The 14982-nt window shown below is 64.1% G+C and carries 12 protein-coding genes; 5 read left to right on the top strand and 7 right to left on the bottom strand.

All coding sequences use genetic code 11. The annotated features are described in order from the left end of the window. Positions 1 to 7 precede the first annotated feature (7 nt). Positions 8 to 1186 (bottom strand): MFS transporter, encoded by a 1179-nt coding sequence (locus ACFSDX_RS16005; protein ID WP_382315291.1) that lies wholly within the window; start codon positions 1184 to 1186, stop codon positions 8 to 10. 171 nt (positions 1187 to 1357) lie between these two features. Between ACFSDX_RS16005 and ACFSDX_RS16000 the strand changes: the two genes are divergently transcribed. Together ACFSDX_RS16000 and ACFSDX_RS15995 are read left to right on the top strand one after the other, a co-directional pair. Then, on the top strand, positions 1358 to 2227 hold the full coding sequence (locus tag ACFSDX_RS16000; RefSeq protein WP_382315289.1) for an SDR family oxidoreductase: 870 nt from the start codon (positions 1358 to 1360) through the stop codon (positions 2225 to 2227). A 140-nt stretch (positions 2228 to 2367) separates the two neighbouring features. Further along, entirely contained in the window at positions 2368 to 3018 is a 651-nt protein-coding gene (locus ACFSDX_RS15995; RefSeq protein WP_382315287.1) for a hypothetical protein, read from the top strand. A gap of 80 nt (positions 3019 to 3098) precedes the next feature. Here ACFSDX_RS15995 and ACFSDX_RS15990 read toward each other — a convergent pair whose 3' ends face one another. Continuing rightward, on the bottom strand, positions 3099 to 4274 hold the full coding sequence (locus ACFSDX_RS15990; protein WP_382315285.1) for a phosphatase PAP2 family protein: 1176 nt from the start codon (positions 4272 to 4274) through the stop codon (positions 3099 to 3101). A gap of 197 nt (positions 4275 to 4471) precedes the next feature. Between ACFSDX_RS15990 and ACFSDX_RS15985 the strand changes: the two genes are divergently transcribed. Together ACFSDX_RS15985 and ACFSDX_RS15980 are read left to right on the top strand one after the other, a co-directional pair. Then, positions 4472 to 5917, top strand: coding sequence for an aldehyde dehydrogenase family protein (locus ACFSDX_RS15985; RefSeq protein WP_382315284.1), 1446 nt, complete (start codon positions 4472 to 4474; stop codon positions 5915 to 5917). 48 nt (positions 5918 to 5965) lie between these two features. Continuing rightward, entirely contained in the window at positions 5966 to 6562 is a 597-nt protein-coding gene (locus tag ACFSDX_RS15980) for a Uma2 family endonuclease (RefSeq protein ID WP_382315282.1), read from the top strand. Between the two features lie 89 nt (positions 6563 to 6651). On the opposite strand, the gene ACFSDX_RS15975 is transcribed toward ACFSDX_RS15980, so the two are convergent. The 4 genes from ACFSDX_RS15975 to cdaA all read right to left on the bottom strand — a co-directional run bounded on the left by ACFSDX_RS15975 (position 6652) and on the right by cdaA (position 13374). Beyond that, on the bottom strand, positions 6652 to 7083 hold the full coding sequence (locus ACFSDX_RS15975; RefSeq protein WP_382315280.1) for a hypothetical protein: 432 nt from the start codon (positions 7081 to 7083) through the stop codon (positions 6652 to 6654). 111 nt (positions 7084 to 7194) lie between these two features. Beyond that, positions 7195 to 10173 (bottom strand): response regulator, encoded by a 2979-nt coding sequence (locus tag ACFSDX_RS15970; RefSeq protein ID WP_382315278.1) that lies wholly within the window; start codon positions 10171 to 10173, stop codon positions 7195 to 7197. A 258-nt stretch (positions 10174 to 10431) separates the two neighbouring features. Further along, positions 10432 to 12444 carry an FAD-dependent oxidoreductase gene (locus tag ACFSDX_RS15965; RefSeq protein ID WP_382315276.1) on the bottom strand — a complete coding sequence of 671 codons (2013 nt, stop codon included), beginning with the start codon at positions 12442 to 12444 and terminating at the stop codon, positions 10432 to 10434. A 117-nt stretch (positions 12445 to 12561) separates the two neighbouring features. Further along, positions 12562 to 13374 (bottom strand): diadenylate cyclase CdaA, encoded by an 813-nt coding sequence (gene cdaA / locus ACFSDX_RS15960; RefSeq protein ID WP_382315274.1) that lies wholly within the window; start codon positions 13372 to 13374, stop codon positions 12562 to 12564. A 151-nt stretch (positions 13375 to 13525) separates the two neighbouring features. Between cdaA and ACFSDX_RS15955 the strand changes: the two genes are divergently transcribed. Further along, a complete protein-coding gene (locus ACFSDX_RS15955) occupies positions 13526 to 14005 on the top strand; it encodes a carboxypeptidase-like regulatory domain-containing protein (protein ID WP_382315272.1) in 480 nt (159 codons plus the stop codon). Positions 14006 to 14029: 24 nt separating this feature from the next. On the opposite strand, the gene folP is transcribed toward ACFSDX_RS15955, so the two are convergent. Continuing rightward, positions 14030 to 14908: a dihydropteroate synthase gene (folP, locus tag ACFSDX_RS15950; protein WP_382315270.1), complete on the bottom strand. Its 879-nt coding sequence runs from the start codon at positions 14906 to 14908 to the stop codon at positions 14030 to 14032. Between the last annotated feature and the right edge of the window lie 74 nt (positions 14909 to 14982).

The raw sequence follows: 14982 nt of genomic DNA, 5'->3' as shown, positions 1-14982 counted from the left end.
GCAGCGGCTAATCTACTGCCGGCAGGCGGCGCACCAGCCACACGATAAGCGCCCCAAACAGCGCCATCAAGCCAAACGACCAGCGCAGATTGGCTACCTCGGCAATAAAGCCCACCACCGGCGGCACAAACAGAAAGCCAAAGTAGCCAACGGTCGAAACGCCCACCACCGCCGTGGCACTTGAACTGCCCGGCAGCCGCCCCGCCATCCCAAACAGCAGCGGAATGACGCACGACACCCCTAGGCCCACCAGTACAAACCCAGCCCCCGCCACCAGCGGCAGCGGCAGCAGCGCCGCCAGCAAGAGGCCCATCCCAATGAGAACGCCGCTGCAAAGCAGTACCCGGCGCACCCCCCACCTGTTGACCAGCCAGTCGCCGCTAAAGCGGCCTATCGTCATGGCTACCATGTAGGTAGCAAAGCCTAGGGTGGCCGAAGTCTTGGGCAGTAGCACGGCCTTTTCAAAGTAAATCGAGCTCCAGTCGTAGAGCGCGCCCTCGCAGGCCATGCTGGCAAACGCCACCAGGCCAAAGCCCAGCAGCGTTTTGTCGGGCCAGGCAAAGCCGGGCTTGCGCGCCGTGGGCGGGCTAGGCGGCAGGGCCAGGCTGTGCCGGTAACTGAGCGCCGCCAGCCCCGTGAGCCCCACCGCCACCGCCGCGAAGTGCGGCCCCGTGCCCACCGCGCGCCCCACCAGCAGCGTGCCAAGGGCCGCCGCCGCAAAGCCCGCCACGCTCCACACCCCGTGAAACGAGGCGATGATGGACCGCCCGTAGCGCGCCTGCACGCCTACCGACTGCGCATTCATAGAGATGTTGAGCAGATTGCGCGACGAGCCGAAGCAGAATAGCAGCGCCACCAACTGCCAGGTGTGCGCCACCTGCCCCAGCAGGGCCAGCACGAGGTTGTAGAGAATGGCCCCCGCCAGCATCACTTGCCGGCTGCTGAAGCGCCGCAGCAGCACGCCCGTCACGGGCAGCGTGAGCATGAGCCCGGCCGGCATAGCCAGCAGCACGCCGCCCAACTCGGCCTCGTTGAGCCCTAGGTGGTGCTGAATGGTAGGAATGCGCGAGGCCCAGGTAGCAAACCCAAAGCCCGACACTAAAAAAAACAAGGTAATGGCGCGCCGCGCCTGGCCGGGCGTAGGCTCCGGCGCGGCCGCCGGCGGCATTGGTAAAACGGCTTCCATAGAGCTGACTGGCGCCCGGCAGCGCTTAGTTAAGCTCGCCAGTGCGCCGCCCAAAGGTCGGGCCCAGGGCGGCCATGACTTGCAAAATCGCTTTATGGCGATTGCTGAATAAGCTAACCCATTGGGAATTCCTGCGTTGTAGCACCTCGACACTACTCGTTTCAATCCCCTATGTCTGACAAACCCACCATCTTCCCGCCGCAGAAGCAGGATGCCGGCGCCGGCCACCCCGGCCTCGAACATAAAATGACGCCCGCCCCCGAATTTATCCGCGAAGGGTACAAAGGCGCCGACAAATTATTGAATAAAGCGGCCCTCATCACGGGTGGCGACTCGGGCATTGGACGGGCCGTGGCCGTGCATTTTGCCCGCGAAGGCGCCAACGTGGCCATCTGCTACTTCCCCACCGAGCAGGAAGACGCCGAAAAAACCCAGCAGCTGGTGCAGGCCGAAGGCCGCCACTGCCTGCTGCTGCCCGGCGACCTCAAAGTGCCCGCCTTCTGCGAAGAAATCGTGGAGCGCACCGTGGCCGAATACGGTCAGCTCGACGTGCTCGTCAACAACGCCGCCGAGCAAAACTGGCACGACTCGCTCGAAGACATCACCAACGATGAGCTCGATAGCATCTTCAACCTCAACATCATCGCCATGTTCCGCATCACGCGCACGGCCTTGAAGCACTTGAAAGAAGGCGCCGCTATCATCAACACCACCTCGGTGAACGCCTACAAGGGCAACGAGGCGTTGCTCGACTACACCTCTACCAAGGGGGCTATCGAGGCCTTCACGCGGGCCTTGTCGCTGCAACTCATTAAGAAGGGCATCCGGGTAAACTCGGTAGCGCCGGGCCCCATCTGGACGCCCTTCATCACGGGCGTGGGCTTGCTCAAGCTGCCGCTCTTCGGCCACGACGTGCCCATGGGCCGCGCCGGCCAGCCCTCCGAAGTGGCGCCCGCCTACGTGTTCCTGGCTTCGGAAGACGCCTCCTACTTCTCAGGCCAGACCCTGCACCCCAACGGTGGCTCGGTGGTAAATGCCTAGTAAGTAGGTTTAGAGCTAGTATGTATTGTTAGTTGCCAGCCTTTTAATAAAGGGCTGGCAACCTCGTTTCCGGGGGTTGCGTATTAGCCGCTGTTCGTGGCCTAGGGCCGCGCTTTGTTTGACCTGACTAGCTCTTTCCAATGAACACCAAACTCCTGTTAGTAGCCGCCGCTGCGGCCTTTGCTACTGCTTCTTGCTCGCAAGAGAAGAAAGTCGAAACTACCGAAACGACCACCGTGCCCGCTGGCGAGCAAACGACGACCGTAGACACTGCGGCCTACCGCACCTCGGCCGACGCGCTGGCTACCCAAGTAGTTACTGACCTAAAAACCACCGATGCGGCCATCAAAACCCGCCTTCAGGATGCGTACTACACCCGCGGCCGCGCCCTGCGCGACCTGGATACCCAGTACGCCAGCGACACCACCGGCCGCTACGCCGCCCTCAAGGCCGTAAACGACCGCACTACCAGCGAGATAAAAACCATCGTGGACCCGGCTCAGTACAACACCTACGCTACCAGCCAGGGTACTTACTACAACGGCCCCTACACGGCAGCAGCTGCCACGGCGGCTACGGCGGCTAAACCTAGCCTCGGCACCCGCGTAGGCCAGGGCTCAGCCATCAAAAAGCTAGAGCGCGAAGGCGACGGTGACCACAAGGTAAAGTATGAGAACGGCGCTAAAATCAAGCGCGAAAGCGACGGCTCGGTAAAAATCAAGCGCGCCGACGGCACGAAAATTAAAATCGACGAGAACGGTAACCGCACCGTGAAAAAGGGCTTGTTCTAAGCCCTAGAGACGTCCTGCAAAGCAAAAGCGCCCCGGCTCACCTGAGCCGGGGCGCTTTTATGTTTAGTAAGCGGGAACGCCTACCTAGGTAGCCAGCTGACGCTCAGGCCCCGAAATGGCCCTAGGGTGTAGGGGCTAAGTTGGGGCTGCCGGTACCAGGGCTTTGGGTGGGCGGGAGCTTGCCAGCCGGTGCCGCCCGCGCTCGGCCCCGCGGGCTCGGGCACGCGGGTGCGGCCGTTGCGCACTGCTATTTTGGCGAAGCCGTAGCCGATGGCAATGCCTAGGGGGTAGTCGCTGGCCCAGTGCACGCCATTGTTGAGCATAGCGTAGCCGAGTACGCCCATCAGGCTGTAGCCCACGGGCCGGATAAACTTGTACTCGGGGTAGTTTTCGGCGATGACCGTGACGGTGGCCATGGCCGTGGCCAGGTGCCCGGTCGGGAAGGCATCGTAGTTGGAGACGTTGTTCTGGTACGACTTGTAGGCGGGCAGCAAAAACCAGCGGCCCCGGTCCTGGGTCGAGCGAAACGGGCTTTGGCGGCCGGTGGTGCGCTTGAGGGCCTGGACCACCACGCCCGTGCTCAGGATGGCCTCGCCGAGCTGGGAAGCGGTTTGGGAAGCGCGGTTGTCCTTCTTGATTATCCCGTAGGCCAAAAACGACGTGGCGATGGTGAGATGCGTCCAGCCGTCGCCTAGGTAGTAAAACGTGCTGTTGAGGTTGCCCGGCACCTTCAGCTCCAGCGGTACTTTGGTGCTGCCCAGGCGTATCGGAATGTAAAACAGATTGTTCTGGATGTCGGCCTTGTCCAGGCCAACGTAGCGCCCAAAGCGTTGCGCGCCGTTGATAATCTGGTCGTCGGCCGCGTACAGCGCCAGCGAGCTGAGGGCAATGCCCACGAACGCCGGCACGTTATCGCGCTTAAAATAGGTGCCCGGAAACTGCACGATGTCGCGCGGAATGTGCAGCAGCCAGCGCAGCTGCCCCGGCCGCTCGTAGTGGTACGTGACGCCGGGCGCCACCGTGTAGTCGGTGCGCCAGGGGCGGTGCCCCGGCTTTATTTTTACCTTGAGCTTGCCCGAGTCGGCAGGGGCTGCTAGGTCGGCCGCGGGGCGGCTCGTGGTGTCGGGGGCGGCCACTTGGCCTGAGTCGGCGGGGTAATATACCGCTGGGCGGGGCGCGGCGCTGGCCGACAGGGCCAGTGCCCAAAAAGCTCCCAATAACCACCGGCCCGGATGGCGGGAAAACGTAAACTTCACCAAAACTAGTAGACTAAATAACTGCTCACCCGCGCGCTGCTCCGGGCCGAGGTGCTGACGAGCTCGACCGTATAATATTTTGACAAAGGTAACCTAGGCGTAATATTCTGCGTCGGCAGGAAGATGAATATTGGGTGTAGTGCGCAGAAAGCCAGGCAACTACTGAGCCTGATTCGCCGTTAGGTAGCCTTGTGATAATGACTGCTACCCCAAATTTTCCTACCCTCGCCAGCGCGCCCAATCGCTTTCAGGCCCAGTTTGAGGCGTTGCGGGCGCAAGCGCCCGCCCTGCGCCGCGAGGCCGCCGCCGCCCGCCGCCAGCGCTTGCAACGGCTAGCCGACTGGCTCACGGCGCACCGCACCGACATTCAGCAGGCGCTGTACCAGGATTTTCGCAAGCCGCCGGCCGAAACCGACGTCACCGAAATCTGGGCCTCGCTGGTCGAGCTCAAGCACACCAGCCGCCACCTAGGGCGGTGGCTGGCCCCGCGCCGCGTGGGCACCCCGCTGGCCCTGATGGGCACCAAAGGCTGGGTGCAGGTCGAGCCCAAGGGCGTGGTGCTCATCATCGCACCCTGGAACTACCCGTTTTACCTGGCCATCGACCCGCTGATATCGGCCATCGCGGCCGGCAATGCGGTCGTTATCAAGCCCGCCGAGCAAACGCCCGCCACCTCGGCCCTGCTGCGCCGGCTGTGCGAAGACTTGTTTTTACCCAGCGAAGTGCTGGTGCTGGAAGGCGGCAAAGACGTAGCCACCGAGCTGCTGCGCCTGCCCTGGGACCATATTTTCTTCACCGGCTCGCCCCAGATTGGCAAGGTGGTAATGCGCGCCGCCGCCGAGTACCTCAGCAGCGTGACGCTGGAGCTGGGCGGTAAGAGCCCGGCCATCGTGGACGCCACCGCCAACCTGCGCGACGCCGCCGAAAAAATAGTGTGGGGCAAGTTCATCAACGCCGGCCAAACCTGCGTGGCGCCCGACTACGTGCTCGTGCAAGCCAGCGCCCAGGCCGACCTGGTGGCCGAAATGAAAGCTGCCATTACCAGGTACTACAATGCGCAGGGCGAGGGCGTACGGCAATCAGAGTCCTACGCCCGCATCGTGAATGAGCACCACTACGCCCGCCTGGCCCGCCTGCTCGAAGACGCCGAAATGCGCGGCGCCACCCTAGCCGCCGGCGGCGGCGTGGAGGAGCAGCAGTGCTACATCGAGCCCACCATCCTCACCGACGTGCCCGCGGGCGCGGCCGTACTGGAAGAAGAGATTTTCGGCCCCATCCTCCCGGTTATCGCCTTTGACACGCCGGCCGAGGCCGCCGACTACGTCAATGCCCGCCTCAAGCCGCTGGCGCAGTACGTGTTCACGACCAACAAGCAAAACCGCCGCTACCTGCTCGACAACATTGCGGCGGGCGGCGCAGCGGTTAACGAAACCATCATCCAACTGGCGCACCCCGAGCTACCCTTCGGCGGGGTTGGCAACTCGGGCCTGGGCAAGGCCCACGGCCACGCAGGTTTCCTGGCGTTCAGCAATGAGAAGTCGGTGTTGCAGCAGCGCATCGGCCGCACCGGCATCAAAACCATGTACCCGCCTTACACCACCGGCGTGAAGCGCCTGATAGGCTGGCTGCTCACGTATTTGTAGGCTGCTACCTATGGGTAGAGATGTATATTTGCTTGAAAAGCAGCAGCTATGGGACAAGCCGAAGTTCAAACTCGTCGTTACACGCCAGCCGAATATTTTGCTTTGGAAGCGCAGAGCGAAATGCGTCACGAGTACTTTGAAGGCGAAGTGTTTGCAATGGCGGGGGCGTCTAAGCCGCATAACCTGATAAAAGGTAATTTGATAGCCGGGCTGCGTGCAGGCATCCGCCAGCGCGGCTGCCGCCTTTTTGATGAAAATGTGCGCCTGGAGGTAAAGGAAAATAATTACTACACCTATCCTGATGTACTAGTTAGCTGTGACCCCGCTGACTACCATGACCCTTATTTAGTGCGCCAGCCGGTGTTGATTGCCGAAATTTTGTCGCCTTCTACAGCTGAGTACGACCGCACCACTAAGTTTGAGCACTACCAAAAGCTACCCAGCCTGCGGCATTACTTGTTGATTTCGCAGTCGGCCTGGATAGTCGAGTGGTTTCGACGCGATGAGGCTGGGCAATGGATTTATACACTGCTCACGGGTCTCGACGGCGTACTGAAAATCTTGGACCTAGGGCTGGTTTTGCCGCTGCGCGAGCTCTACGACGATACCGATGTGGCCCCGCTGCGCGTGCTGCCGGTGAGCTGATACGGTTTCAGCGCCAAAAGCTAGTAGCGCGAACTACAAAGTTCGCGCTACTAGCTTTTGGCGCTGGGTTGCGTCGGAACGCTTGGCAACTATTGCCGCTGCTGCATCTCGGCCTGAATCTGGGGCTGCTTGGTTTGCAGCTCTTTGTACTTGGCGGGGCCGAGCAGCGTGCGCAGCTGGCTGCCCGACTTGGCATTGATGCGCTGGAGCGCCGTTGTGAGCTGGGGCGACTGGGCAGGATACTGCTGGCGGGCGGCGTTGGCCTGCTCCACCGTCGAGTTTAGAATCTGACGCAGCTGGCTGGTTTGCTCGGCGGGCAAGTGCAACACGGTAGTCATGGCGTCGGCGAGGTCGCGGGCGGCCTTGGGGGGCGTGGGCGAGTCGGGCGTGCGCACCGCTTCGACCACTACGGGCGGCGGGGCGGGCGCCTCATCGCGGTGGCGGTGAAAAATGGCGCAGCTGCTGGCGAACAGCAGCAAGGCCGCGTAGCCAAACCGGCTGAATAGGCGAGGTGCAAACATGGAAGAGCGAGGTGAAAAACCTCTAGTACGCAAAAAGCCGGCGCGTGGCGCGCCGGCTTTTTGCGTACTCCCCAGGGCGCGCACCCTAAGTAGTTGAGCGCGCAGCCCTACCTAGGCGGCAATGGTTCGGGTTAATACGCGCTCTTCCTGCAAGTCGAGGTTGATTTGGGCCATCACTTCCCCCAAGAGCCCTTCCACTGATTTCACGATGCCCCGCAAGGGCTCGGGCTGAAACTCGCCGTCCCATTTGTTGAGCTTTTCGACGGGCGGCAGCGCCTGCCAGGCGTTGAGGTGCTGCAAGCTGGGCTTGAGCATGTGGGCCGTGCCCTTGAGCTGCGCCAGGTTGGCTTCGCGCAGCCCTTGGTGCAACTCCTGCAAGGCTTCGTGGCAGCTTTCCAGAAAGGTGTGCAGCATGAATACCACAAACTCGGGGTCGCCCTGCCCGGCCTGCAATAGGTCGTTGATGCAATAGAGGCTGGCGGTGCCCGCCGCCGGGCGCTCGATGCTAGCCAAGGCGCTGAGCGCCAGCGGGCCCGTGTACTCGGCGGGCAGTAGCCAGTCGCTGAGCACGTGTAGCAGCTGCGCCTCCTGGAAGGGCTTGGCGAGGTAGCCGTTCATGCCGGCGGCCAGGCACTTTTCACGCTCGCCATTGATGGCGTTGGCCGTGAGGGCGATAATGGGCGTGGTAATGCCCAACTGCTTGCGCAGCACGGCGGTGGCGGCGTAGCCATCCATCACGGGCATCTGCACGTCCATCAGAATTAGGTCGAAGTCCTGGCGGCGGGCCAGCTCCACGGCGCGGGCGCCGTGTTCAGCCTCGGTCACCTGCACCTCGGCCTGAGCCAGGAAGGACCTGGCAATCTGCCGGTTAAATAAATTGTCTTCGACCAGCAGCACCTGCTTGTTGCGCAGGTGCTCGCGCAGTACCGTGGCTTCGGCGGTGGGGTGCTTGGGCTGCGGCAGGTCGTGGGCGGCGCCCACGGGCAGGCGCAGCCCAAAGCGTGTGGTGGTGCCCTTGTGCTTGCGGCTGGCCACTTTTACCTCGCTGCCCATCAGTTGCACCAGGTTGCGGCAGATGCTTAGGCCCAGGCCCGTGCCGCCAAACTTGCGCGATACCGACGAGTCGGCCTGGCTGAACTCGTGGAAAATAGTATCGAGGTACTCGGGCTCGATGCCGATGCCCGTATCCGTCACCCGAAACTCGACCGCCACGGTACCGTGCGGTCCGTCGAAGTCGGCCGCTTGCAGCGTGCAGGCAATGGTGACGTGGCCTTTCTCGGTGAATTTGAGCGCGTTGCCGGCCAGGTTGAGCAGCACCTGCCGGATGCGGGAGGGGTCACCGAGGAGCACGGGCGGTACCTGCGCCCCTAGCTCCATCACCAAGCTCAGACCCTTCTCAGCGGCCTTGAAGTGCAGCGTCTGCTCGACTTGCGAGAGCAGCTCGGTGGGCGCAAAGCCAATGGTTTCGAGCGTCAGCTTACCCATTTCGAGCTTCGACAAGTCGAGCACGTCGTTGATGATAACCAGCAGGTTATCGGCCGAGGTAGCGATGGCCTGCTGGTAGTTGAGCTGCATGGGGCTGAGCGGCGTCTTGGCCAGCAGCTGGCTCATGCCCGAGATGGCGTTCATGGGCGTGCGGATTTCGTGGCTCATGTTGGCCAAAAACGTTTCCTTCACCCGCACCGATTCTTCGGCCACCAGCTTGGCCTGGGTCAGTGCCTGCTCGGCCAGCACCTGCTCCGTAATGTCGTGCCCATACCCTAGGACGAGGTAGAGCGAGCCATCGGCGTGGAAAACCGGCTGCAAAAACCGCAGCAAGTGGCGCGTGCCCTCGGGGCGCGCAAAGCTCTCGGCGTAGGTCACGAGCTGGCGCTCGCGCACGGCCTGCTCGAGGCGGGCGTGGTGCTCCTCGGCCATGGCGCGGGGCCAGCCGGTGCGCGCCAGATACTCGAAGTTATCGCGCCCGATAACCCACTCGCGCAGGGCGGGGTCGGTGATACCGTACTCATTCACAAATAGGTAGCGGAACTGCGCGTCGAAGATGTCGATGTCGCAGGGCAGCTGGTTGAAGATGAACTCGTAGAAAGCGCGCTGCTCCACGAGCTGCTTTTCGGCCTGGTAGCGCTCGGTCACGTTGAGGCCCATGCCCACCAGCAGGCGCAGCTCGCCGCCGGGGCCGTGCACGGGCCGCAGCTGGCGCAAAATGCGCTGGGGGCCGGCCGGGGTCATCAGCACTTCTTCCCACTGCACCTCGGTGCGCTGCTGCACGGCCAGGGCAAAATGGCGGTCGCGCTCGGCGGCCAGCTCGGGCGGTAGTTGGCGGTGGGCGCAGGCTGCCTCGTTGGTTTTGCCGGCCACCCAGTCGCGCACTACCGCGTCGGGCACTTCGCTAGCATTCACGAAGCGATAGCGGTGCTCGGTATCGAAGGCCGCCACCTCGATGGGCAGCTCGTGCAGAATGGTTTCGTAGAACTCGCGCTGCTCGGCTAGCCGCTGCTCGGCCGAGTGCACCGAAGTGCAGTCAGTGAGGTACAGCGTAGCGCAGGTTTCGCCGGGGCCGGGCACGGCTTGCAGCAAATACCAGCGGTCGGCCAGGGCTATTTCCTGCTGCTGGGTGGCGCCGGTGCGCAGGGCCTTGCGCACCAGCGGCAGCAGGTAGCCGTTGGGCTGCGACTCGTGCCGCAGGGCTGGCCCCAGAGCCAGGGCCGCGGCGTTGGCGTAGCGGGTTTCGCCGGTGGCCGTCAGCAGCAGCACCGGGTTGGGGTTGTGCTCGAGCAGGCGGGTGAGCAGTGGCATTTGCGGCGCGTTGCTGGCCGGGGCCGCTGGCGTGGCGGGCAGCGCCTCGGCCTCGGCGCTGTACACGGGGTAGTGCCGCACCTGGCCGGCGGGGCCCGGCAGACTAGCGCCGGGCGGCAGCTTTTCGAGTAGGGCCAGGTAGCGATTGTGCTGAATGGCGACCTGCGCCTGCGTGGCCGCCAGGGCCTGCTGAAGTTCCGCTAGCTGCAGCTCGGCGTACACTTGCCGGGCGTGCTCCTCATCGGGTGGGGGTAGGGAGGCAGCAGACGTAACGGGACTAGAATCAAGCGGCATATAAATAATAGGATAGGCGGACGAATAGCAAATATAAGTAGCAGCTAGAAAGTTAACGTACTGGTTATGCAGCGTTTAAAAATAATGCAATTTGTACTTTGGCGATAAAATTTTAAATAAAATAGTTTGGATAAAACTTGCTTTTGGCGGGTGCTGGTAGCTTACTCGCTGGCAGTGAAGTGGTGGCATTAATTTGCCGCCGCACGGCGCCCGCAGGCAGACCTAGGTGCCAGGTCAACCAAAAGGGCGCTGCAGGCCCTAAGAGGGCAGATTATTTTTTAAATCCTGGGCTAAATAGTGCGCCAGTGCCATAATTGTGAGCATTGGGTTGACGCCGCTGCACGCCGGGAAGGCCGACCCGTCGGCCACGAAAAGGCCCCGTACTTCCACCGTTTCGCCGTTGGGGCGCACCGGGTGGGTGGCGGCCAGGCCGCCCAGGCGGCAGCTGCTCATCTGGTGCGCGCTATAGAGGCCAAACTGGTTGGGCCGCCAGCCGAGCTGCGGCAGCTGGGTGAGCACCTCCGGGTTGTGCGGCACGCCGGCGGCGGCGCGCAGCGTGGGCCCGGTGCCGTGGGGCAGGTACACGGTGTGCGCCCCGGCCGCCACGTGGATGTTGGCCGCCGCCCGCACGCCCACCAGCATATTGGCCCGGTCGAAGTCTGACAAGGCGTAGTCAATCAGCGGCGCGCCGTGCTTATCTACCGTTACGCGGCCGCCGTCGCGGTCGCGGGTAAGCACGATAAACGAGCCTAGGTGGTCGGCGCCGTGCAGCAGCTGGCGGTGCGGCTGGCCGCCGCGCCAGGGCAGCACCATGGCTAGCAGGCCGGGGTGGGTGGGCGGGGTTTCGAGCTTCACGCCGTAGTTGGTGCCGTGCAGCCGGGTGTAGGTGTCGTTCACGATGCTCATGCTCGGGCCGTGCCACGAGTGCATGGCGTGCGGGTAGTGCGCGGCCACCACCACGGTGGGGTGCAGGTGCAAATGCTGCCCTAGGTGCGGGTGGCGCAGGCCGCTGCGCAGCAGCAGGGCGGGCGTGTGCACGGCGCCCCCGGCCACCACCACCACCCGCGCCCGCACCGTGATGCGCACCGGCTGGCCCGCGGCCGTGGTGTGCTCGGCCTCGGCGCCGGTGGCCCGGCCGGCGGCGGTGGTCACGCGCAGGGCCCGGGTGCGGGGCAAGATGCGGGCGCCGTGCGCCACGGCGGTGCGCAGGTAGGTGTTGAGGGTGCCTTGCTTGATGCCCTGCGCATCGCCCAATGACGAGTACCCTAGGCCCTGAAAATGGGCGTCGGAATCGCTCAGGCCCTTCTCGTTGCGCGCAATGAGGTGCGTGGCCTGGCCCAGGTGGGCCGAGCCATCGCGCAGGGCCTGGTTCTGGCCGTTGTGGCGCGGGTAGTCGGTGTTCACGCTCAGGGCCTGGGCCACGGCGTCGAGGCTGGCCTGAAAAGTGGCCGACGTGAAGTGCGGCGCGGCGTGCTCGCGGGCCCACTCGTCGAGGACGTAGTCGGGCGTGCGAAACGCTCCGGCCCAGTTGACGGTGGTGCCGCCGCCCAGGCACGAGCCGGCCAGCAGACTGATGCCGCCATCCTGGGTGCTGAGGGCGCCGCGGGCTTCGTAAAGCTGGCCCAGCATGTCGGCCTCGCGCTGGGTAAAGTCGGCGCCGTCGAAGTACGGGCCCTTTTCCAGCACCAGCACGTCGTGGCCGGCCTGGGCCAGCTCGCCCGCCACCACGCCGCCCCCCGCCCCCGAGCCGATTACCAGCACCTCGCAGTCGTAACTAGTGTCAGTTAGCGGCGTGAGCGGCCGGATGGGCCGCGCGGCGGTCACCGGCGGCCCATCGCTGCCCAGCGGTAGCGCGGGGCCGGGGTAGCCCAGCGCCGCCCAGGCCGGGTGGGGGCGGCCATCGGCCGGACTGCTGCCGTAGTACAAGAACATGCAGAGCTTGCGCAGCGCCTGAAACCCCTTGCGCAAGGGCGAGAGCCGCGAGCCCGCCCAACTCAGCAGCACCTGCTCGCGCTGCGCCGGCGTGAGCTGCCAAAAGGGCCGCAGCGGCCCCAGCCAGCTCAGGCCCAGCAGGGGCTTATCGAGTAGGTCGAGCAGCTTGCCAAACTCGGCCTGGGTACCTAGGGGCTGCGCCCGAATAGCCAGCGTAGCCTGCTCAAAATCAAGCAGAGCTGAGCCCGAAGGCAGCGCTGGTGGCCCCGCGCTGGCCGGAATAAACGCATCGGCTACCGCGCTGAGAACCGCGCGGCGGCTGGCAGTCAGAATAAACATAATTCGGGCTTTTTAGGAAGCCCAAAAGTACGGCGCGTTTAGTAAAAATAGTAGGCGTGCCGAGTAGTTGCCAGGGCTGTAGCCTGGACTCTGCGAGTCTGGGCTACAGCCTACGCCCTAGGTGGCCGTGGCAGCCAGGCCGCTGGGGTGCAGCCACTCGCCCAGGCGGCTTTTTACTTCGGTCGGCGTCAGGTTGCGGTAGATTTCGCCCTGGCGCACGAGGCTTACCTGACCGGTTTCTTCGCTCACGACCAGCACAATGGCATCGGTGGCTTCGGTGAGGCCCAGGGCGGCCCGGTGGCGCAAACCCAGGGCGGCGGGCACCTCGGGGTTCTGGCTCACGGGCAGGATGCAGCGCGCCGCCCGCAGCCGGCCCTGGGCAATGATGACGGCGCCATCGTGCAAGGGGCTGGTTTTCTGAAAAATAGCCAGTAGCAGGCGCTTGCTCACCTCGGCGTCGAGCAGGTCGCCCGATTCGGCGTAGGCGCTCAGGTCGGAGGCGCGGGCGAAGCAGATGAGGGCGCCCGTTTCCTGGGTGGCCAGGGTTTTGGCGGCTTCCACGAAAGGGGCCAGCGGCAGGCGGGCATCGGAGCTGCTTTCGCGGCGCCACCACCCTAGGGGGCCGCCGCCTTCCAGCGCCACCTTGCCCACATTCACCAAAAACCGCCGGATTTCCTGCTGAAACAAGATGATGCCCGCCAGCACGCCCACGTCCATAAACTCGCCCAGAATGGACGACAGCAGCCCCAGCCCCAGCACGCTCACGAGCAGGTAAACTAGGTACACGCTCAGGCCCCCGAGTGCCACGTTGAGCGCCACCGAGCCGCGCAGCAGCTTGTAGAGCTGGTAGAGCAGCACCGTTACCAGCAGCACATCGGCCACATCAACTAAGCCTAGGTGCAGAAAGTAAAAGGGATAGGGCAGGTTCATGCGGGGAGTAGGGCAATCGAAGTAGCAAAGAAACCTACAACCTCGCTTAAGCAGCAGCCCAGCTTAGTAGTCTACCCAACTCCTGCTAGAGGATGCGTGCTGGCGCCAGTGGCACAGCTCACGATGCAGCCGGGCGCGTTACCTTGCGGCCATGCCCAGCCCGCGCACGCTTATTCTGCTACTGGGTAGCTACTTAGCTAGCTGCCAGTCTTCCCGGCCACTGCTCATCGAAAGCTATGGGCAGGCCCAAAAGCTAGTACCTCAGTATGTGCGTCAGCACGGCAAAAACCAAAGCTCTACTCCCTGGCTAGGGCCGCCGCCCGCGCCAGTGCAGCGGTATCGCCGGGCCCACCCAGCTAGCCCGGCGGTGCTCCTGGGCCACGTGGACCTACTGCTCGAAAATGGCCAAGTAGTAAGGCAGCCGGGGGCGCTACTTGTTATTGATAAGCAAGGGATTATTGCCAATGATGCGGGCGACTACGCCGTTGAGTTGGCCGCGGGCCAGCATACGCTGCGGGGCGGGGGCGTCGGCTTCCTGTGGTCGCAGGCGCCGCCGCTCTTTGTTGCGGTAGGCGATTCTATTCGAGTAGATTTCCGTTTGCTATCAGACCCTAGGCCCCTTATTAATTAAGCGGCGCGGGGTGGGGCAAGTACCCTACCCCAGCATCTCGTGCAGGCGCACCACCTGGCGGGCCTCGGCCACGTCGTGCACGCGCAGCAGGCGGGCGCCACCGCGCAGGGCCCAGGCGTGCAGGGCGGTGGTGCCGTTGAGGGCCGTGTCGGGGCTGAGGTCCAGAAACTTGTGCACCATGGCCTTGCGCGAGAGGCCCACCAGCAGGCCGTGCCCCAGGGGCGCCAGCTCGGGCAGGCGGCGCAGCAGCTCAAAGTTTTGGGGCGCGTTTTTGGCGAAGCCGAAGCCGGGGTCGAGCAGCACGTCGGCGGGCGGGTGGCCGCCGTTGACCAGGCGCAAGCGTTCGAGCTGGTCGCGGAAAAAGCGCAGGATGGTCAGCACCAGGTCCTCGTCGTAGTGCGTGAGGGTGCGCATGGTTTGGGGGGTGCCCCGCAGGTGCATGAGGCAGTAGGGCACCCCTAGGCGGGCCACGGTGGCTAGCATGTCGGCGTCGAGGGTGCCGCCCCCGATGTCGTTCACCATGTCGGCGCCCGCAGCCACGGCCTCGGCGGCCACGGCGGCCCGGAAGGTATCGACCGAGATAAAGGCGGCTGGAAACGCGCGCCGTAGCGCGGCAATGGCGGGCAGCAGGCGGCGCAATTCTTCAGTGGGCGCAATGTCGTCGGCGCCGGGGCGCGAGCTGTAGCCGCCCACGTCGAGGGCCGCCGCGCCGGCCGCCAGCATGGCCTCGGCGCGGTGCAGCAGGGCCGTTTCGTCGGTGGGGCTGAGGCGGGAGCCGGAGTAAAAAGAATCGGGCGTGATATTCAGAATGCCCATTAGCTGCGGCTGGCGCAGGTCGAGCAGGCGGCCGTGGGGGCTGCGGAGTGAATGAGTAAAGGAGTGAATGGGTGAATGGGTGGGCATGGGTGGCGGGGTGCGGCGGGCTAAATATCCGGCTTTGCGGGCGAACTTGCGGGGGCTTTCCGCTAAACACAGCC

It is taken from the genome of Hymenobacter bucti (assembly GCF_042681145.1).
Taxonomy (GTDB): domain Bacteria; phylum Bacteroidota; class Bacteroidia; order Cytophagales; family Hymenobacteraceae; genus Hymenobacter; species Hymenobacter bucti.
The sequence above is the reverse complement of the archived record's forward strand: the minus strand, read 5'-3'. Positions and strand labels throughout refer to the sequence as shown.

Excerpts from the sequence above, each read along its gene's own strand:
- ACFSDX_RS15980 (WP_382315282.1), top strand. The coding sequence starts at position 5,966 with ATGGGACAAGCCGAAGTTCAAACTCGTCGTTACACGCCAGCCGAATAT.
- ACFSDX_RS15975 (WP_382315280.1), bottom strand. The coding sequence starts at position 7,083 with ATGTTTGCACCTCGCCTATTCAGCCGGTTTGGCTACGCGGCCTTGCTG.
- ACFSDX_RS16005 (WP_382315291.1), bottom strand. The coding sequence starts at position 1,186 with ATGGAAGCCGTTTTACCAATGCCGCCGGCGGCCGCGCCGGAGCCTACG.
- ACFSDX_RS16000 (WP_382315289.1), top strand. The coding sequence starts at position 1,358 with ATGTCTGACAAACCCACCATCTTCCCGCCGCAGAAGCAGGATGCCGGC.
- ACFSDX_RS15985 (WP_382315284.1), top strand. The coding sequence starts at position 4,472 with ATGACTGCTACCCCAAATTTTCCTACCCTCGCCAGCGCGCCCAATCGC.
- ACFSDX_RS15970 (WP_382315278.1), bottom strand. The coding sequence starts at position 10,173 with ATGCCGCTTGATTCTAGTCCCGTTACGTCTGCTGCCTCCCTACCCCCA.
- folP (WP_382315270.1), bottom strand. The coding sequence starts at position 14,908 with ATGCCCACCCATTCACCCATTCACTCCTTTACTCATTCACTCCGCAGC.
- ACFSDX_RS15995 (WP_382315287.1), top strand. The coding sequence starts at position 2,368 with ATGAACACCAAACTCCTGTTAGTAGCCGCCGCTGCGGCCTTTGCTACT.
- ACFSDX_RS15965 (WP_382315276.1), bottom strand. The coding sequence starts at position 12,444 with ATGTTTATTCTGACTGCCAGCCGCCGCGCGGTTCTCAGCGCGGTAGCC.
- cdaA (WP_382315274.1), bottom strand. The coding sequence starts at position 13,374 with ATGAACCTGCCCTATCCCTTTTACTTTCTGCACCTAGGCTTAGTTGAT.
- ACFSDX_RS15955 (WP_382315272.1), top strand. The coding sequence starts at position 13,526 with ATGCCCAGCCCGCGCACGCTTATTCTGCTACTGGGTAGCTACTTAGCT.